At 56.9% G+C, this 19,087-nt stretch carries 17 protein-coding genes; 5 read left to right on the top strand and 12 right to left on the bottom strand.

Going from position 1 to position 19,087, the window contains the following annotated elements:
* Positions 1 to 40: 40 nt before the first annotated feature.
* Both J4772_RS26770 and J4772_RS26765 read right to left on the bottom strand, forming a co-directional pair.
* Positions 41 to 637: a Uma2 family endonuclease gene (locus J4772_RS26770; protein ID WP_209072180.1), complete on the bottom strand. Its 597-nt coding sequence runs from the start codon at positions 635 to 637 to the stop codon at positions 41 to 43.
* Positions 638 to 777: 140 nt separating this feature from the next.
* Positions 778 to 1,587 (bottom strand): helix-turn-helix domain-containing protein, encoded by an 810-nt coding sequence (locus J4772_RS26765; RefSeq protein WP_209072178.1) that lies wholly within the window; start codon positions 1,585 to 1,587, stop codon positions 778 to 780.
* A 132-nt stretch (positions 1,588 to 1,719) separates the two neighbouring features.
* Here J4772_RS26765 and J4772_RS26760 point away from each other — a divergent pair, with 132 nt between their 5' ends.
* Positions 1,720 to 3,072 carry a glycoside hydrolase family 30 protein gene (locus J4772_RS26760; protein WP_209072177.1) on the top strand — a complete coding sequence of 451 codons (1,353 nt, stop codon included), beginning with the start codon at positions 1,720 to 1,722 and terminating at the stop codon, positions 3,070 to 3,072.
* A 19-nt stretch (positions 3,073 to 3,091) separates the two neighbouring features.
* Positions 3,092 to 5,308, top strand: a complete 2,217-nt coding sequence (bglX, locus tag J4772_RS26755; RefSeq protein WP_209072176.1) for a beta-glucosidase BglX — start codon at positions 3,092 to 3,094, stop codon at positions 5,306 to 5,308.
* Positions 5,309 to 6,139: 831 nt separating this feature from the next.
* Here bglX and J4772_RS26750 read toward each other — a convergent pair.
* On the bottom strand, positions 6,140 to 7,102 hold the full coding sequence (locus tag J4772_RS26750) for an alpha/beta fold hydrolase (RefSeq protein WP_209072174.1): 963 nt from the start codon (positions 7,100 to 7,102) through the stop codon (positions 6,140 to 6,142).
* A gap of 150 nt (positions 7,103 to 7,252) precedes the next feature.
* The gene (locus J4772_RS26745) at positions 7,253 to 8,455 is read right to left on the bottom strand and encodes an ROK family transcriptional regulator (RefSeq protein ID WP_371822756.1); all 1,203 of its coding nucleotides are present in this window, start codon (positions 8,453 to 8,455) and stop codon (positions 7,253 to 7,255) included.
* Positions 8,456 to 8,741: 286 nt separating this feature from the next.
* Between J4772_RS26745 and J4772_RS26740 the strand changes: the two genes are divergently transcribed.
* The 3 genes from J4772_RS26740 to J4772_RS26730 are packed head-to-tail and all read left to right on the top strand — an operon-like array spanning position 8,742 to position 10,949.
* On the top strand, positions 8,742 to 9,350 hold the full coding sequence (locus tag J4772_RS26740; RefSeq protein WP_209072172.1) for a chromate transporter: 609 nt from the start codon (positions 8,742 to 8,744) through the stop codon (positions 9,348 to 9,350).
* 24 nt (positions 9,351 to 9,374) lie between these two features.
* Positions 9,375 to 9,914 (top strand): chromate transporter, encoded by a 540-nt coding sequence (locus J4772_RS26735; protein ID WP_116065848.1) that lies wholly within the window; start codon positions 9,375 to 9,377, stop codon positions 9,912 to 9,914.
* Positions 9,915 to 9,956: 42 nt separating this feature from the next.
* Positions 9,957 to 10,949 (top strand): formylglycine-generating enzyme family protein, encoded by a 993-nt coding sequence (locus J4772_RS26730; RefSeq protein WP_371822755.1) that lies wholly within the window; start codon positions 9,957 to 9,959, stop codon positions 10,947 to 10,949.
* Between the two features lie 238 nt (positions 10,950 to 11,187).
* On the opposite strand, the gene J4772_RS26725 is transcribed toward J4772_RS26730, so the two are convergent.
* The 8 genes from J4772_RS26725 to J4772_RS26690 all read right to left on the bottom strand — a co-directional run bounded on the left by J4772_RS26725 (position 11,188) and on the right by J4772_RS26690 (position 18,985).
* Positions 11,188 to 12,057 carry a sugar phosphate isomerase/epimerase family protein gene (locus tag J4772_RS26725; protein WP_209072170.1) on the bottom strand — a complete coding sequence of 290 codons (870 nt, stop codon included), beginning with the start codon at positions 12,055 to 12,057 and terminating at the stop codon, positions 11,188 to 11,190.
* Positions 12,054 to 13,049 (bottom strand): Gfo/Idh/MocA family protein, encoded by a 996-nt coding sequence (locus tag J4772_RS26720; RefSeq protein ID WP_209072168.1) that lies wholly within the window; start codon positions 13,047 to 13,049, stop codon positions 12,054 to 12,056. Before J4772_RS26720 ends, J4772_RS26725 begins: the two co-directional genes overlap by 4 nt.
* A 225-nt stretch (positions 13,050 to 13,274) precedes the next feature.
* Entirely contained in the window at positions 13,275 to 14,075 is an 801-nt protein-coding gene (locus tag J4772_RS26715; protein WP_209072166.1) for a DeoR/GlpR family DNA-binding transcription regulator, read from the bottom strand.
* A 53-nt stretch (positions 14,076 to 14,128) separates the two neighbouring features.
* A complete protein-coding gene (locus tag J4772_RS26710; protein WP_209072164.1) occupies positions 14,129 to 15,178 on the bottom strand; it encodes an aldose 1-epimerase family protein in 1,050 nt (349 codons plus the stop codon).
* 16 nt (positions 15,179 to 15,194) lie between these two features.
* Positions 15,195 to 15,746 (bottom strand): D-lyxose/D-mannose family sugar isomerase, encoded by a 552-nt coding sequence (locus J4772_RS26705; protein WP_209072163.1) that lies wholly within the window; start codon positions 15,744 to 15,746, stop codon positions 15,195 to 15,197.
* A gap of 16 nt (positions 15,747 to 15,762) precedes the next feature.
* Positions 15,763 to 16,980, bottom strand: a complete 1,218-nt coding sequence (locus J4772_RS26700) for a carbohydrate kinase family protein (RefSeq protein ID WP_247740860.1) — start codon at positions 16,978 to 16,980, stop codon at positions 15,763 to 15,765.
* Positions 16,977 to 18,143: a Gfo/Idh/MocA family protein gene (locus J4772_RS26695; RefSeq protein WP_209072160.1), complete on the bottom strand. Its 1,167-nt coding sequence runs from the start codon at positions 18,141 to 18,143 to the stop codon at positions 16,977 to 16,979. Before J4772_RS26695 ends, J4772_RS26700 begins: the two co-directional genes overlap by 4 nt.
* Positions 18,143 to 18,985 (bottom strand): class I fructose-bisphosphate aldolase, encoded by an 843-nt coding sequence (locus J4772_RS26690; RefSeq protein ID WP_116065864.1) that lies wholly within the window; start codon positions 18,983 to 18,985, stop codon positions 18,143 to 18,145. Before J4772_RS26690 ends, J4772_RS26695 begins: the two co-directional genes overlap by 1 nt.
* Between the last annotated feature and the right edge of the window lie 102 nt (positions 18,986 to 19,087).

Below are 19,087 nucleotides of genomic sequence, written 5' to 3'. Positions count from 1 at the left end.
TCCGCTTCATACGACTGCACCAATTCGTACCGCGCGCCCTTCAATTATGCAAATTCAAACGATTTACCTCGTCAAAAGCTTCTCCCAATACAAAAGAAACGCAAGGCAGCCTGTCCGAGGTTACCCGATCTTCCGCTTCGTATACCTCTGCCAGTTCGTAACGCTCGCCATCAAGCCGATATTGCTCCAGTGTCCGCGTCTCGGGATCGACAAGCCAATACTCGGGCACTTGGTGCTTGGCGTAAACCGCTGCCTTTACCACCTTATCTCGCTTGTGCGAGCTTGGGGATAGAATCTCTACAACCAGGTCGGGCGCACCTTCAACGCCATGCGGCTTAACGATTTCGATACGGCTGCGGTGAATCATGAGAATGTCCGGCTGAACCACATTAACCTTGCTTAGAATGACATCAAACGGAGCGTCAAAAATGATATAGTCCGAGCGACAGCTTTGCATTAAAATAAATAACAGCTCCCGGCTCACCGTCTGATGAATCGCCATCGGCCCCGGAGACATCAGCTCCAGCATACCGTCGATAATCTCATATCGGTTGCCGTCGTCCGGCATCGCCGCATAATCGTCGTAGGTAACCGGCTGCTCGCGTATGATCGGCTCATCTTCTCTTTTCTTTTTCATTCCCGCATCCCTCCCGTATACGTAAAAAGCACCCGACAAAGCCACACGTATTGTGTTGGACTTTGCGAGGTGCTTCCTCAGCTTCTTTCTTCTATTATGTTAAATCGGCCGGAATCTGTCAATCCGCCGCGCTCATCGACTCAATTGTCCCTCGCCTGCCGTTTACGATAGGCCCCCGGCGAGATCCCGTATGCGGAACGGAACACCCGATGAAAATAAGTGTAGCTGCTCAGCCCCGCTTCGTAAGCGATCTGCTCAAGCGACAGAACGCTGTGCTCCAGCAGGCCGACCGCATGCGCCAGCCTAAGCTGCTGCACGTACTGCATCGCGGATATGCCGAAATGCTCCTTAAACAGATGCACCGCCCGGGATACGCTCAGCCCGGCCTGATCGGCAATCTCCTCCAGCCTTAGCGGCCGCAACGCATTCTCCTCGATATAGTTACGCATCCGAATCGCGTGAAAAGCCGCGACGGATTGCGCCGACGGAGCTTCCTCCAATGCGCGGTCCAGAAGCCGCAGCAGCGTGCGGACAATCAGCGTAACGAGCTCGGGATGCCCGCCGTCCAGCCTTCTCTTTTCGAGAAAAAGCTGATGCCAGGTCGCTTTGATCCGCTCGTTCTCGGCAATTTTGCGCAGCGTCGGTCGCTTTTTTTCCGCCCACCACTCGTCCATGCCTTCTCCCGTACACAAAATAAAATAGTCGCCGCTGGGCTTCATTTTCGCTTCGCCGTGGGCGCCGATCCGCAGCTCGTAAATATCTCCCGGCCGGAACAGCAGTAAATCCCCCGGCATCAGATCGGTCATTTTCCCGTCGACGAGCGCCTGACATGTTCCTTCAAGCTGCAATCGGATAATATAGGTATCCAGTCCGTTGCGATACTCGTGCCTGAACGGCTCTTGATGCCTGGAATGGCCGCATAATTGAACGCTGATCCCGCCGATCCCCATTTTCCGACGCCTCGCTTCCTCAAATCAGAACAATCAGATCGTATAGGTATACAATCATATTGTTTCTACAAATCGCGCCGCCATTCCTCCTATAATTAATCCTATAATGCATATCAATGGAGGTTATGGATCATGATCCAAAGAAAGGTTAGAGTCATTCAAACCCGGCAGAGCTCCGAAGACAGATTGACGGAAAAGGCCCCCTTGAGCTTCCGACCGGACGAGCATGGCACTGAGATGCCGCTGATCAATATTTACGACGACCTGACCTATCAAGAAATCATCGGCTTCGGAGGCGCGATTACCGAAGCTTCCGCCGTAACGGCGGCTAAGCTTGGCGAGAGCAACCGCAATGAAATCATCAAATCCTATTATGACGAGCAGGACGGAATCGGCTACACGATCTGCCGCACGCATATTAACAGCTGCGATTTCTCCCTTGGCAATTACGCTTATGTAGAAGAGGAAGATCCGACGCTCGCCAACTTCGACATCAGCCGCGACAAGGAAACGCTGATCCCTTACATCAAGCAGGCTGCGGACACCGCGGGAGACCGCTTCCTGCTGTACGCCTCCCCCTGGAGCCCGCCGAAGTGGATGAAGACGACCGGAGAAATGAACAACGGCGGCAAGCTGAAGCCGGAATATCGCGACGCATGGGCGCGCTACTATGTGAAATTCATCGAAGCCTATGAAGCGGAAGGCTTGCCGGTATGGGGATTGACGGTGCAGAACGAGCCTAAAGCAGTGCAGCGCTGGGACTCGTGCATTTATACAGGCGAAGAGGAACGGGACTTCGTCAAAAATCATTTGGGTCCGGCGCTGGAAGCGGCCGACCTGTCCCGCATCAAGCTGATGATCTGGGATCATAACAAGGAGCGGCTCTACGATCGGGCCAAAATCGCCTTCGAGGACCCGGAGGCTGCGAAATACATTTGGGGCGCCGGCTTCCATTGGTACTCGGGCGATCATTTCGAGTCGCTGTCCGCCGTGCATGATCGCTTTCCCGACAAGCAGCTTGTCTTTACCGAAGGCTGCCATGAAGGCGGCGTCCAGCTCGGAGCCTGGAAAAGCGGCGAACGCTACGCGCATGACATCATCGGCAATCTGAACAACTGGATGTCCGCTTGGACGGATTGGAACATCGTGCTCGACGAGCAGGGCGGCCCGAACCATGTGGGCAACTATTGCGACGCCCCGATCATTGCCGACACGAAGTCGGACTCGCTCACGTATCAGAGCTCTTACTACTACATCGGGCATTTCAGCAAATTTATTCGCCCGGGCGCGGTGCGCATCGGCTGCACCAAATATACCGATAAGCTGGAGACGACCGCCTTCCGCAATACCGACGGCACGATCGCCGTTGTCGTGCTGAACCGGACCGACGAGACCGTTCCGTTCACACTGCGCAGCAACGATGAACTGGCCGAGACGTCGATCCCGGCTCACGCTATTCAGACGCTGCTTTTCGCCAATCCATAATGAAGGAGACGATAGCCGCATGAAGAAATCCTGGATTACGCCTGAAATTCGCAGGAAGGCGCAGCGAATTTTGAGCGGATTATCGCTGGAGCAGAAGGCCGGACAGATGACGCAATACGATTGGGGCTTTAGCCCGATCAATCCCGATACCGGACTGTCCCAACGGGATATGATTTCCGAGCAGATCGCTCAAGGTCTTGTCGGCTCGGTGTTTAATCTGGCCGGAGCCGAGGAAGCAAACCGACTCCAGCAACTTGCCGTCGACAACGGCGGCGATGGCCATGGCGTGCCGCTGCTGATCGGCCGTGACGTTATTCACGGTTATCGGACAGTGTTTCCGATTCCGCTCGCTCAAGCTTCCGCTTGGAATCCGGCGCTGGCCGGGGCGACCGCTGAGGCGGCTTCGCGGGAGGCGCTGGCCGACGGCGTCGCATGGGTATTCGCGCCGATGATCGACGTCAGCCGCGATCCGCGCTGGGGAAGAATCGCCGAGAGCATCGGCGAGGATCCGCTGCTTGCGTCCGCGTATGCGGAAGCTTGGGTGAACGGCTCGCAAATCGGCAGCGATAACGGTGATGGAAACGGATCGGCCCCGGAAGTCGCCAGTTGTCCGAAGCATTATGCCGGTTACGGATTGGCCGAAGCCGGGCGGGATTACAACACGGTCGACTTGTCGGACCGCGTGCTGCGGGAAGTGATCCTCCCTCCGTTCCGCAAGGCAGTCGAAGCCGGAGCCTTGACAATTATGGCGTCGTTTAACGAGGTTAATGGGATTCCCGCCTGCGCGAACCGCTACTTGCTGACGACGATTCTTCGCGAGGAATGGGGCTTCGAAGGAGTTGTCGCCAGCGACTACAACGCCCTGCAGGAGCTGATCACGCATGGCGTCGCCGCAGACGAGGAAGAGGCGTGCCTGTTGTCCTTGCGTGCGGGGACCGACGTCGATATGGCGTCGGGAATTTACATTCGCCACCTTCCGAGACTCGTACGCGAAGGCAAAGTACCGGAAAGCCTCGTGGATGAAGCGGTGCTGCGAATTTTGGCCTTGAAGCTGAAGCTTGGCCTGTTTGAGCGGCCGTATGTCTCCCCGAGTGAATATGCGACGGATACGAGCCTGCCAGCCGAGCATATCGCCCTCGCCAGACAAGCGGCTCGCGAATCCATCGTCCTGCTGCGCAATGAGGGCGAAGTTCTGCCGCTGAGTAAAGCAACGTCTTCGATCGCCGTTATCGGACCGCTGGCTGACAGCCTCAAGGACCCGCTCGGATGTTGGGCGTTCGACGGCAGACCGGACGATGTTGTGTCCGTGCTGGAAGGCGTGCGGCAGGCAGCGTCTCCGACCGCAGTCGTATCGTATGCGAAGGGCTGCGAGGTCGACGGCGTTTCCGGTTCCGGTTGGGAGGAAAGCGAGCTTGCCGAGGCGCTGGAGGTCGCGGGCAAAGCGGACGTTATCGTGTTGGCGCTCGGCGAAACGTTCGAGATGAGCGGCGAAGCGCGCAGCCGGACTAATCTTGATCTGCCGGGAGGCCAGAGACGGCTCGTCGAAGCCGTAGCCCAGCTCGGTAAACCAATCGTGGCCGTGCTTCTGACCGGACGTCCGCTCGCTATCCCATGGCTTCAGGATTACGCCGACGCCATCGTCCAAGCTTGGCATCTCGGCGTCCAGAGCGGCCACGGCATCGCCGACGTGCTGTTCGGCGACTACAATCCGAGCGGACGGCTTACCGTCACGTTCCCGCTGAACGTCGGACAAGTGCCGATCTACTACTATCGGAAGAAAACGGGACGACCTCCCGGAGGCGTATATACGTCGTATTATCTCGATTCGTCCACCGACCCGCTGTACCCGTTCGGCTTCGGACTAAGCTACACTTCATTTCACTATGGAGAAATCCGCTGCGTGAATCTGCAGGCAGCGCTCGGGGAGTCGTTCGATCTGTCGGTGGAGGTGTCCAATACCGGGAGTCGCGAGGGAGAGGAAGTCGTCCAAATCTATATCCGGGACGAAGCGGCCAGCGTCACTCAACCGTTGAAGAAGCTCGTCGGCTTCCGGAAGGTCAAGCTAGGGGCGGGCGAGTCGATAGTGGTCGCCTTTACATTAGGCGCGGATGCGCTCGCCATCCTTGACGCCGATATGAACGTAACGGTCGAGCCGGGCGATTTCACCGTCTGGATCGGGCCTAGCTCAGCCGAAGGCGAATCCGTTCGCCTGACAGTCGAGGCTCCTGCTCAATAAGACGAAGGCTGGCCCATAAGCCAAACAAGTTGCTCCGAAAGATAATCGATGAACAAGGGGAAAAGGAGAAAAGGAGAAAAGGGGAAAAGAGGATGTACCTCCTGGAGACTTAATGATTTGTGCGGTTTTTCCTACAAACGTCCGCCGTTTAAGCCTGGTTCGAGCTGATTTGTGCGGTTTTTCCTACAAACGTCCGCCGTTTGAGCCTGGGTCGAGATGCTTTGTGTGGTTTTCCCTACAAACGTCCGCCGCCGTTAAAGCCTGGGTCGAGATGCTTTGTGTGGTTTTCCCTACAAACGTCCGCCGCCGTTAAAGCCTGGGTCGAGTTGATTTGTGCGGTTTTTCCTACAAACGCCCGTCGTTTGAGCCTGAGCCGAGTTGATTTGTGTTGTTTTCCCAACAAACGTCCGCCGCCGTTAAAGCCTGGGTCGAGTTGATTTGTGCGGTTTTTCCTACAAACGCCCGTCGTTTGAGCCTGAGCCGAGTTGATTTGTGCGGTTTTTCCTACAAACGTTCGTCGTTTGAGCCTCGGTCGAGTTGTTTTGTACGAAATTCCAACTAACTTCCCTGCGTAAGCTCATGTGTGCAAATAGATCCGCCTTTAAAGCTCAATTCCCAATTAATCGGAAACGTTGTGGATCAATCATGGCACGGAGACTGCCTCATACGCTCCTGAAACCATGCAACGGGTTTACCCCTTCAGATTTCAGGAGCGTATAGAGTCAGAGGAAGGTACATCCCCCTTCCTTTAGATCATCCAAAGCAACCTGAGCGGCTTATGGGACTGGGACAGCCCCTTATTTTCGTTGCCGATGTCGCTCCAGCTCATCCTTAACGCTCAGCCAAGAAAAATTGAATCGTCTTGTCCCCCGAGCCTGGAAGATGCTCATGACCGAAATCCGGGTAGATGACGAGCTGCTTCGGAGCGGTCATCTTGTTGTACGCCGCAAATTGCGTGGACGGCGGGCAGATGGTGTCCATCAGACCGACGAACATAAGCACCTCGCCGCGAATCCGACCGGCCAAATATTGCAGATCGATGTAGCCGAGCCGTGTGAAAATCTCGTCCTCGCGTTCGTGCAGCGGATCGAAGTGACGGAAGAAAGTCCGCAGCTCCTGGTAAGCGTCCTTCGCCAAATCCATCTCCCAGGTCCGCTTATAATCGCACAGAAACGGGAATACCGGAGCCAGCTTCTTCACTCTCGGTTCAAGCGCCGCACAAGCGATCGTCAGCGCGCCGCCTTGAGAGCCGCCGGCCGCATACACGCGCTCTGGATCGACTTCAGGCAAACCGATCGCAATCCCCGCAAGTTGGGCCGTATCGAGAAAAATGTGCCGAAACAGCAGGTTGTCCTCGTGATCGTCCAGTCCGCGAATAATATGCCCGTGGTGCGTGTTTCCCTTAACTCCGCCGGCATCCTCGGAGGAACCGCCCTGTCCGCGGCAGTCCATCGCCAGCACGGAGAAGCCCAGCGACGCGTAAGCCAGCTTATCGTTCCAGTCTCCCGCATTGCCCGTATATCCGTGGAACTGCACGACAGCGGGATGGGGCTCGGCGGCATTGCGCGGACGCACATATTTGGCGTGGATGCGCGCGCCGCGAACGCCTGTAAAATACAGATCGAAGCATTCGGCGAGCGGCGTCTGGAAGGAGCTCGGCACCAGCTCAACTTGAGGGTCTACGGCTCGCATCTCCGCAAGCGCTCTCTCCCAGTACGCGTCAAAATCGGCCGGACGCGGATTGATTCCTTGATACTCCTTCAGTTGTTCAAGCGGCATGTCGACTAACGGCATGAATGTAACATCCCTTTCAGAGGAAAATGAAGATGATAAAGCGCTTCCGTTCCTCCACATGTTACCACAACGATGTCTTAGTTCAACATAAAAATTGCGACATGGATCCTACGTGTAAAACCGTCGGTTTCGAGCAAGCCCGAAGCCCCGTCAAACCGGCATCTTCTTCCACATCATCAGCGCCGCGCCGGTCGCAACAGCGTCCTCGCGCAGCTCCCCTTTGGTGAAAACGGGCTCGTACTCCGGGTAATAATAGACGTTCTTACGAGCCACGCCGATTGCCGTATCGTAGAACCGGTCGTACGAATTGATCAGCGCTCCACCGAGCACGACCGTCTCTGGATGAAACATGTTGATCATATTGGCCAGCCCGATACCCAGGTAGGAGGCCGCCTGCCTGAACATCTCCTCCACGTGCGAATTGTTCTGCCTCAGCTCCTGCAAAAGCAGCTCGTAACGGAGGCGATCCGGAGGCACCTGCAGCCGCTCCGCCCAGTCTCCTCCGCTTATTTTCACCCGGGATTGCGCCAATCTTTCTAGCGCCTGAACGGAGGCGAACGCTTCAAGCGCGCCGAAGTTGCCGTCCTCGTTCAGCCTCGGGCCGTCCGTCTGGATGATCATTTGGCCGATCGCGCCCTCCATATCGAGCGAGCCGTGAATAATCTGCCCATAGGACATCATCGCCGAGCGCAAACCGACCCCGGCGTGCACATACAGCATATGAAGAGGTTTAGCGCTTCTCATCGCCCATTGCTCGCCCATTAACGCCGCGTTGGCGCCGTTTTCCAGCTCTGCGGAGAAGCCGGTTTTCTCTTCAATCATCCGGCAGATCGGCACATTGACCCAGCCCGGCGACGAGAAATAACGCGGCTTCACAATGATCCCCCGCTCCCTGTCAAGCGGTCCGACGGCTCCTATGCCCACTCCGACGACTTGGCTAGGATCGATCCTGTGATCGTTCAGAATCGCTTTCATCATAGCCGACGCATGATCGACGACGCGTTCGGGCGTCATCGCCTCGTCCATGCGCCAACGGGTGAGCGACATCGGATTCATCTGCACGTCGAAGAAGCCAAGCGTAGAGGAGAACCGCGAAATCTCCAATCCGAAGAAGTAGCCGTAATGAGGATTCGTCTCATATAGAATCGGTCGCCTTCCGCCGCTGGACGGTCCGAATCCCGATGCCTCGATCAGCTTCTCTGACACCATCTCTTCCAGCAGACGGGTGAGGGTGCTGCTCGTCATCGAATAACGTTCCAGCAGCTCCGCCTTGGAGACGGTGCCGCGCTCTGCAATATGTGAGTAGATCAGCCGTTTCGGAGACGGCATATCACTGCTTCGTTGTAGACTCACGTTTATTCCCCACTTATCCAAGTAAACGCATTGGAAATATATTAAACCCATTATAGCCGATTTGACTTTTCCAGACTACAAATAACTATCGTCGCCTCAACATAATAACAAAATGAAATTAAGTCAAACCAATAGAACCCATCAATAGATATAATAAATAAAAATAGGCTAACTTAATTCCAAAATGAAATAAAGATGGTATACTATACATTGAAGCACCTGCAACGAAGGCGCCCTCCCGACAGAGTTCAACTTATATCAACCTACAGAAAGGGGAGGAATACCTATGAACGCTAAATGGAAAATGATAGGCTCGTTATTTACGACTTTTCTGAAAATGGGCCCTTTCACATTCGGAGGCGGCTACGCGCTTATTCCGGTAATCGAAAGAGAAATCGTGGAGAAGCGCAAATGGCTGCAAAGCGAGGACGTCGCCGATATCGTTGCCGTGTCCGGCTCCGTCCCCGGAGCGGTTGCCGTCAACTCGGCCACTCTGATCGGCTACAGGATCGCCGGCATCGGCGGAGCGCTGTCGGCGCTGCTCGGCATTTTCCTTCCTACATTCGCCTTGATGATCGGTCTGTCTCTGGTGTATGTTCAGATGAAGGACAATCCTAAGATCGAAGCCGCCTTCCTCTCTATTCGCGCTACCGTCGTAGCTATGATCGTCTATGCCGCCTTCAAAATCGGGAAAACCGCCGTCGTGGACTTCGCCTCGGGAGCCCTTGCTGCCATCGCCATCTGCCTGCTGCTGTTCGGACGAAACTTCCTGCACCCCGCATGGGTCATCGTCTTCGGTGCGCTCGCAGGAATCGCCGTCGTCAAAGTCAGAGTACTGCTGGGCAAAAAGACGAAGCTCGAGGAAAAAGAACCCGTATACGACTACATGATCTAAACTCGACGATAATGGGGAATGGCTATGCTTATCGATTTGTTTTTGACGTTTTTTATGGTCGGCCTTGTCTCCTTCGGGGGCGGCTACGCTATGATTCCGCTCATTCAGGAAGAAGTGCTGACTCGCCACCAATGGATGGACGCGGCTCAGCTCTCGGATATGGTTGCCGTCGCCGGCATGTCGCCGGGACCGATCGCGACTAATATCGCCGTGGCCGTCGGCTATCATCAGGCCGGTACGATCGGCGCCATCGTCGCTTCGCTAGCGATGATCCTGCCGTCTCTGGTCCTGATTCTAGCCGCAGGCAAGCTCATTATGCGTTACCGCGACAATCAGCTCGTGAAGTCGTCCTTTTTCGGACTCCGTCCCACCGTGGCCGGAATGATCGTCTACGCCGCCATCCTGTTCGCACAAAACGCCGGCATAACGATGGAGTTCGATTGGAAGACCTGGAGCCAGCTTGCGATCTTCGCCGGTTCCTTGTTTGCTCTGATTTATCTGCATAAGCATCCTTTTTCCGTCGTGCTGCTCTCCGGGCTCGTCGGCATTGCGGTATACGGTTAAGCCGCCGTATTCCCGCCCGATCTCACGAAAGGGGCAACTCACTTGGAACAACAACTGAAGAAAGCTTGCTGCGCTGCAGGACGCAACGACGGCCCTGCCGGCTTGAGCCGGGAGCCGACATCGCCACCCGCGCCAGTCGCACAACAGAACAATACAAAATCCTCCCGCGATCCAAAAGACGGATTAGTGCGGCTATCCGGAGGAGAATTCGTCATGGGAACCGATTCCCGGGAAGGATTCCCGGCGGACGGGGAAGGCCCGGAGCGCGTCGTGCGCGTCGATCCGTTTTATATTGCGCCGTATGCCGTAACTAATGCACAGTTTCAGCAATTTGTGGAAGAGACGGGTTATGTTACGGAGGCCGAGCAATTCGGTTGGACGTACGTTTTTCACCTGTTCGTATCGGAGGAAACGAAGCGTCAGGTCGTCAGCGTGCCGCAAGCGACGCCTTGGTGGTATGCGGTTAACGGAGCCTACTGGGCGAAGCCGGAAGGGTTGGACTCGGACATCGGAGATCGAATGAACCATCCTGTCGTACATGTCTCCTGGAACGATGCGGAAGCCTATTGCAGATGGTCGGGCCAGCGTCTGCCAACTGAAGCGGAATGGGAATACGCCGCCAGAGGCGGCCTGGAGCGCAAAACGTATCCATGGGGAGATCTGCTCAAGCCCGACGGAGAGCATCGCTGCAACATTTGGCAAGGAAAATTCCCGGTCAAAAACAATGCAAGCGACGGTTACGAGGGGACGGCTCCCGTCGATGCGTACAAGCCTAACGGATACGGTCTGTACAACATGGCGGGCAATGTGTGGGAATGGTGCGTGGACTGGTTCACCCCGGCCTACCATCGGGCGACTCCGAACGCGAATCCGCGCTTTGAGCAGCCTACCGGCATACGGTCTATGCGAGGCGGCTCGTATTTGTGCCACCGCTCCTACTGCAACCGGTACCGCGTCGCCGCCAGAAGCTCCAATACGCCGGACAGCTCGACCGGCAACGCGGGCTTCCGGGTCGCCTTCTCGGCGATTGATTAAAGGAAGGAACTGTCTCATAAGTAGAGTCGTACAAGATAATCGGTAAAGAAAAAGTGCATGTATCTTCTGGAGACTGCCTCATACGATCCCGAAATCACCTCTAAACGGGCTTACCCAGTCAGATTTCGAGATCGTATAGCATCGTAAGGAGATATATGCACGACAACACTTTCTATCGATTATCCTTTTGTACGACTCTTTTTATGCTTGTGGGACAGCCCCTTCGCCGTAAGGCCTACTATCTGAAATATTGCGCCAGATGAGCCGCCGCCTTCTCGATTCCCCTCCGCTCGGCTTCGACCGTTCCCCAATAGCGATGGTCCTCCAGCTCGATGCAGATCGCTCCCTCGTAGCCCAGCCGATCGAGACGGACGGCAACCTTGCCCCAATCGACCTCCCCGTGTCCGGGAATCGTGTAGCGCCACGCCCCTTCCGAGAAGTCGTACTTCGCTCCGAAAGTCGCAGGGAGCGTTCCGCACTCGTACAGCTCGTCGTGCAACATTTCCGTATCCTTGCCGTGGCAGTGATTGATCCGTTCCCCGAACTCGGACAGCGCCCGTAAGTAATCGATGCCGAGACGAACGAGATGGGACGGATCGTAGTTCAAGCCGAAATGCTTCGACGGAATCGCTTCGAACATCGCCCGCCACATTTCCGGAGTGCAGCCGAGCGTCGGATAATACGGAGCAGGTCCGGGCCAGCCCTCAATTGCGATGTAGACTCCCGTTTTCTCCGCGTGATCGACCACCTCCGGGAAAGTCTCTCGCCAGATGGCGAACCCGTCAGCGCGAGGAAGCGTCAAGTCCTCGGGCACGAGGCACATAAACATCACCTTACCCCCGAGAGCTGCCATCCCATCCATCTGCTTCTTCACCGATGCAACGGCGTCCGCGCGCCTGGCTTCCTCCCTGCTCAGCAATTGCGAGACACTTTGTGCGTCCACTGAGCCGATCCCGATGCCGGCCTGGTCGCATGCCGTCTTGACGTCCGTCGTAAGCTCGGGTAAGTCAAGCGCGTCGAGCCCGGCCTGCGCCGCCCAAGCGGCGACCGCTCCGATTCCTTCCTCCCCGATCCGGGGAGGGATTCTCATTCCGATGCGGACACTCATGGCTTAACACCTCCCGCCGCGCGCGCATCCTCGATCGGAGAATAACCCGCCGCTTCGTACACCATCTCCGAAAACTTCACGACCCGGTAGGCGAATTCGCCGCTTACCGACACGTCCTGCCTTCCGAGGATCGCATCGACGAAGCTCTTGTCCTGGTTCGTCGTCTGCTGCGGAAGCTCGGGAACGATGGGCTCCTCGCGCAGGCGGCGCAGCGTAATGCGGCCGTTGTCGTAGAAGATGCCGCCCTCTTCGCCGCAGAAGGCGTAGGTTTCATGCCAGCACGGCGCATAGCCGATCAGGTTTAGCCCGCCTACCGCGCCTTCCGCAAAGCGGATCGCGGTAAACGTGTCGATCTCGACCGGTGAGCCCTGCTTGTGCAGCTGCGTCTTGACCTCGACCGGCGTTAGCCCCGTCGTCCACAACAGCACATCGATAATGTGGCTGCCCGAATCCATCAGGAAGCCTCCTCCCGACAACGCCGGGTCCTGCCGCCAGGTGCCTGGCGTCCCTTGTCTCCACTCCTGGTACAGAGTCGCCGTGACCGAAGTCAGCTTGCCGATCTCGCCGCGTGCTATCGCCTCTTTAATGTATAGAAACTCCGGTTGAAAATGGCGCTGGTACGATACCTGCAAAATTTTCCCCGACCGCTTCGCCGTCTCGATCAGCCGCTCCGCTTCCGCTGAACTGCAGGTCATCGGCTTCTCGATCAACGTGTGCAGCCCCTTGTTCAGCGTATCCGTCGCCTGCTCATAATGCAGCGTATGCGGGGAGCAGATGACGACGGCATCCAGCTCGACTTCCTCCAACATCGTGCGATAATCCTCGAACTGCGCCGCCTCGCGCAAATCATATTTCTCGACAAACCTGTCTCTGCTCCGCTCGCTTGTGTCCGCGAGTGCTACAATCTCGACCTCCGGCAGCTCCAATAGCTGCCTTCCGTGCCATTCCGCGATTCCACCCGTGCCGATCATGCCGATACGCAATCTGCTCATCGTTAGCCTCCACCTATCAGGATTCGGATTAGACAAGATCAGGGTAGCAGATCGCATCGCCAATGTGTATCCAATAATGCGACATAGGTATACGATATTGTTCGTTTCGGACTGTAGATTCCGCGTTCTGGAATACTGGGGGTTTCCCAAACAAAAACACATGCCATTGCTGGCATGCGCTTATGCGACGCTTATTTATTCTGGCGTTCCTGTTCCGGATACTTTTTAAAGGTGTCTAGAATCGCCCGCCATCCCGCCCGCATCGGCAGTTTCAAGCAAAACGCCCGACTCGCGGCAGGCCAGCGCAATCTCCTCGTCGGGCTGACGATTTGTTACGATCCGCTGCACGCCGGATAGAGTCGCAAACGAGATTAGCATCTTCGTTCCGAATTTCGAATGATCGGCGACAATCGTCGTTTCGGTCGACTGCCGGATCGCAATCTGCTTGATTTCCGCTTCGTAGATGTTGGAATTGCTGAAGCCATGCTCTACAGTAATGCCAGTCGTACCGAGAAAAGCGCGATGAAACGCCATTCCGGACAAGCTTTGCACCGCAAGCGGCCCGGAGAGGGAATGCGTCGACTCGCTATACGTGCCTCCCGTCATCATAACGGGAATCTGTTTGCCGGATAGCTCAGTCACGACGTTAAGCGCATTGGTCACGACCGTAATGTTCATTCCGTGCGGCAGGTAGCGGGCGATCTGCGAGGTTGTCGTCCCGCCGTCGATAAAGATCGACTCCCCCGGCTTGATCAGCGCCGCAGCCCATCGGCCTATTCTCGCCTTCTCGTCCGTCAGCAGTGCGACGCGTTCCTGCAGCGCAACGTCCCGACCGACGAAAATGACGCCGCCGAACGTGCGCTTGACCTCCCCCGTCTCCTCCAGCTTTTCCAGATCGCGGCGAACCGTCATTTCCGTTACGCCGTACGTATCCTTTAAGGTCGACACTCGAACCTCGCCTTCGCGGGAAATCTGTTCAAGCATCTGCTGCTGCCTAGCATTTAAGCTGTAATAGGTCCCTTTCATTGCCGTGCGGCCTCCCGATCGTCCATTCGCTATCCCTCTATTATCGCTTGCCGTCAATCGACGTTCAACTCCAATCGATAGTTGACCGACTGGCCGGGTTCGAGGACGAACAATCCTCCGCGAAGACGCTCCGACTCGCGCCCTTCAACGCGACAGTTAGACGGCTCCAGACCGAGCACATGCTCTCCCGCCCCAGGCATTCGCCATTGGACAAGCAGCGGGAGCGTATCGGCCGACCAACTCAGGGAGACCTCCGTTGCCCTCGTTCCCCCGGCCGTCGGAAATTCCGGCTGAACGATGGTTGCCTTCGCCATGCCCTTCTCGTCAACCGCCTCGCGCCTAAGCGAGTGATAGAATACGGTCTCTTCAGCATCAGGGTTCGGCGCTTCCCAGGAAACGCTGCTTTCCAGCGCGGCTCCGCCCCCGTCGGCACGAACTTCGCGATCGGCTTCGGGAAGCCGGATTTCGGTCCGCTCCCCCAGCAGAGGAAACCCGAAATTAAAGTGGTACAGCATCATATGCTCTGCTGGTCGGAAACCGAAGTTCTCCACTCTGTCCCGGATAGCGATGCGATTGTCGCCCAGCCTGCCGGACAGCTCCCGCGTCAATCGCAGCTTGCTGCCGAAGATCGCCGTCTCCTCCACGATGCCGGAGACGCTCCATTCCAGATCGTCGCCGATCCACTCTTCACGGATGCACACCTTGCGTGCCGGTGTATGGTGCACTCTGCCGTGCAGGCCGTAGCTACCGGTTTCGTCCTGTGACGGGGAGCCGGCATGCGCCAAGCCGCAAGTCATTAACAAACCGCCCGATGCCGTACGCAGCCAGCCTGTTCCTTCCGGCTCATAGAACGCCGGATGCGCATTGCCGTTCGAAGCTTGCCAGGAAATCGGCGTTCCCCAGAGCTGTGCCAGCGAGATGTCCATTCCCTTGGAAGGGATAATCTCGAACGACAGCCCGGCTCCGGTCCGCACCTCGATTACTTCCGTGCCGGCTTCCTTGCCTTCTGTCAGCGTCAATCTCCGGACGCCGCCGATCTGCGCGACGCTGCCGACCCGAGCCTCGATTTCCCTTCTCGTCCACTGCTTGCCGTACAAGCGCATAACCGCTCCCCCTTCGTCAGTCCTCTATGACGATAGGCATTCTTTCGATTCGCGGATCGGTGAAAATATCGAATTCGTCCCGGCTCGTACTGGAAAATTCCGATACGATCGCCCCTTCCGAACCGCCCTGGAACCAATGCTTCGTATTCGGCGGAATCGTATATTGCTCTCCCGGCTTAAGCACGATTTCATGAAATACAGTGTAATAAGGCTCGCTTCCTGCGGGAACGACAGCTTGAAGAGCGGTCGTCGCTTCCCCCTCTACGTATAAGTACACATACCCCCAACGGCAGCGAAAGGTTTCCATTTTGCCCGGTTCGCCGTTGATCGGAGGATGAATATGCTCTGGACAAGTCTGTCTTGGAAATAGAACCAGATCCTTGGCGCAATAGCGATCCGTATTCACGTAAGTGATCAATTCAAGGCCCTGACTCTCCAGATCGCCAAGCCCAAATCCGGCTACCTCGATATTCTCGCGCTCTGCATCGGTCAGCACAATGCCTGCGTCCGCCAGCAGCTCCGCAGCCCTTTTCTGGGCTCTCTTCACTTCGCTTCGCAGTATGGACATTTGTTCAGCCTCCTTCTTATTTACCGACATCCGGGGCCCAGATTCCGTCGGCTGGCTCACGCGACCAGCCCGGCAATGACAGCCCCGTTTCCCGTTGCGGCCAACCGCCGGCAATTCTGATCTGCAGGTCGTTCCATGCCGGGATACCGCTCACCGCATCGGTCCGTTCTACATTATAAGCCCCCGTACCCACAGCCGCCAATAACGTCTTCTCCGCCGTCAGCCCTTTGAGCAGACCGGCCAGAAAACCGGCGATCGTACAGTCTCCGGCTCCCGTCGTTCCCACGACGTCCACCCGGAAGCAAGGCACGCACAGCTCGCGATTGTTCCAGCTTCCGTCCGGCGCGCACGCTCCTATGCCTGCCAGACGCTCGGCGCTCCCTGTCGTGCGCAGGTATAAGCCGTGCTCGCCCAGCTTGATCGCGACGATCGCTGCGCCCATATCCAGCAGCTCTTCCGATAGCTCGGACAGCAGCGAAGCGTCCGCGTAGCCAAGCAGCTCGTCCGAGCCCTGGCGCTCCGACAGCTCGCGATACCGCTGCGGCTTCAACATGTACAAAATCTCTTCAAAGCTCGGCAGAAATACGTCGACGTGAGGCAGCGCGCTTCGCAAAATCGACTTCCAATCCGACCGACCCGCGGGCGACTCCGGATCAGGCCGCGCCAGATCGAGAGAAACCGTCAGCCCCCTGGACTTCACCAAGGAGAGCAGTCGTACCAGTTCAGCTCCGCCGTCCTCGTACATCCGCTTCATCAGCGGCGGGTAACCGAAATGGAATAGTCTGGCCCCTTCCAGCTTCTCTGCCGTCACATCGTCCGCCGAGAACGTATCGTTCGCGCCGGTGCAGTGGAGAAAAATCCGATCGATCCCTGGAGGGCTAATCACGACGGAATACGAGCTGGTCTCTCCGGAAGCGACTATCATCCCTTTCGCGAGCCGTTCGTCGTGACTGCGAACGATAGACCGAATCGCTTCGCCGATCAGATCGTCTCCGACTTTCCCCATTAAGGTGACCGGCACACCGAGACGGTGCAGGGCAATACCCGTATTCGGCACGGCTCCGCCCGTAGATAGGGCAGCCGCGCCGACGTCGATCAGCTTGCCGGGAACGAGCAGTTCCCCTACGCCCTGACCGGGCGTCGAGGCACCGCGCATCGTCGGAATAATATCCAAACAAATATGGCCGGCGACGACAACCTCGCTTACCTCTGCGGAGTGCAGGCGTTCGCTCACGCCCCGTTCCCCCAATCGACGACCGCCGTACCGCCCGTCTTGTGCGAATCAAGAGCAGCGGTGAACAAGCGGTGGCTGCCTGCCGCCTCTTCCGGAAGAGCGCACGTGAACGGCTGCTGCATACCTTCCTTGCCGTGAACAATCTCGTCGCAGAACGCCGCCCACATTTGCAGAATCGAATCGGAGAAGCCGAATTCGAAGATTCCGCCGGTAATCGTGCCGTAGGCCGACTTGTAAGGCGCGTCCACGACGTGCCAAGCCTGCTGTCCGCCCGGCGTGTAAGGAAGGGACGCCACTTGCTTCGGATTTTTGGTCGTAAATTCGGCGGACATTTCCGTGCCCTGGATGCGAATAAACCACGTATTCGCATGTCCCGGCGCAATCCGTTTTGTCGACAGCACCATCGGAAACTGTTGATCGGCCGTCTTCACGTCGCAAGCAAGAATCGCATTGTCCCACGTTTCGCAAGGAGCCATGCCGCCCTTGCCGTCCGGGCGCTCTTCAACGATTTTGGAGAGCAGCGCGCGCACGCTGTTCGGCTTCCAGCCGAAGCGCATCGGTAGATGAAGCACGTGCAGGCCAAGGTCGCCCATGCAGCCGTATTCTCCGTTCGTAGCGATCCGGCGCTTCCAGTTGATCGCCTTCGTCGGATCCAGGTCGCTGGAATGCCAGAACCCGGCTTCGACCTCGATGATCCGTCCGAACTTGCCTTCCTTGACCCACTGAACGATCTGCTGCGCCCCCGGGAAAAACGGAAATTCCGACGAGCTGCGCACAACGACCTGAGGGTTTTCCCGGATGGCCGCCATAATCGCTTCATTTGCCTGTTGGTCGATGCCGAACGGCTTCTCTCCAAGCAAATGCTTGCCCGCCCGGATAATATCGATATAGATCTGTTCATGGAGATTATGCGGTACCGCGCAGTAGATGGCCTCGACGCCAGGATCTGCGAGCAACTCCTTGTAGTCTGTATACGCGCGCTCCACGCTTGGCACATTTTCCTCGAACCATTGCGTCGCCGCCGGATTGGCGTCGCACACCGCGACGATGCGCGGCTCGAAATCGACGCCGGTCAGATGGCACCAGCGCGCGGCCGCGCTGGCGAACTCCTTGCCCATCAGTCCGCAGCCGATCACTCCGAAGGATACGATTGTTTTCGCCATTATTGCTGCGCTCCCTTCAGAATCGCTAGTGCCTGTTCGGCCCCCGCGCCCTCGTGAACGATGCTCATCAGCGCCGAAGTCATCGCGCCCGGCGTCGGATGCTGCACGACGTTCCGTCCGTATACGATGCCAGCCGCTCCCTGGTTCATGAGCTCGACCGTCCGGTTCACGATCTCCTCGTCGCTTGCGCGTCCTCCGCCGCGAACGAGCACCGGAATGCCGGACGCCACTTCAATGACGCGGTGATACTCGGTCACGTCGTCGCTAGGATCGGCCTTGATAATGTCCGCTCCCAGTTCGACCGCTTGACGAACGAGAGGCATAATTTTACGAATGTCGCCGTCGACCATATAGCCGCCCTTCTCTTCGTTCGGCAGCATGACCAGCGGCTCGACCATTAGAGGCATGCCGTATTTATCGCTTTCCGTCTTAAGCAGAGAAACGTTGCGCACGCATTGGTGATGCAGCTCCGGCTGGTTCGGCAGCAGCAGCAGGTTGACGCATACCGCGACCGCATCCAATTGCACCGCCTGCTCGATCGCGCGGTCGACCAGTTCGCTGAACAGATGGCGCGGCAGCACGCTGCCGTAGATGTTGGCGGCGTCCGTACGCAGTACAAGGCCAGGCTTCTTCTTGCCCGGGATCTGCTGCAGCAATCTCGCCTGCCCGGTGCTGAGCTGAATGCAGTCCGGTCCGGCCTGAACGACCGTCTCGATGGCGCTCTTCATATTTTCAATGCCGGCAAGGAAGGAATATTCATTAAAAAAGCCGTGGTCAATCGCAACGTCGAAGCACTTGCCTTGCTCGCTGAACATCCGGTTAAGTCTTGGTTTGTACGCCATTTTGTTAGCTCCCTTGTTCGTTGTATGTTTGTTTATAACATAATACTAAAACAAACGAACATTATTGTCGAGCAATACTTAATCAATTAAGGGAATTAAAAA

It is taken from the genome of Cohnella sp. LGH (assembly GCF_017671885.1).
Classification (GTDB): domain Bacteria; phylum Bacillota; class Bacilli; order Paenibacillales; family Paenibacillaceae; genus Cohnella; species Cohnella phaseoli.
Note: the sequence above shows the minus strand (reverse complement) of the source record. Positions and strands in the feature narration are given on the sequence as shown.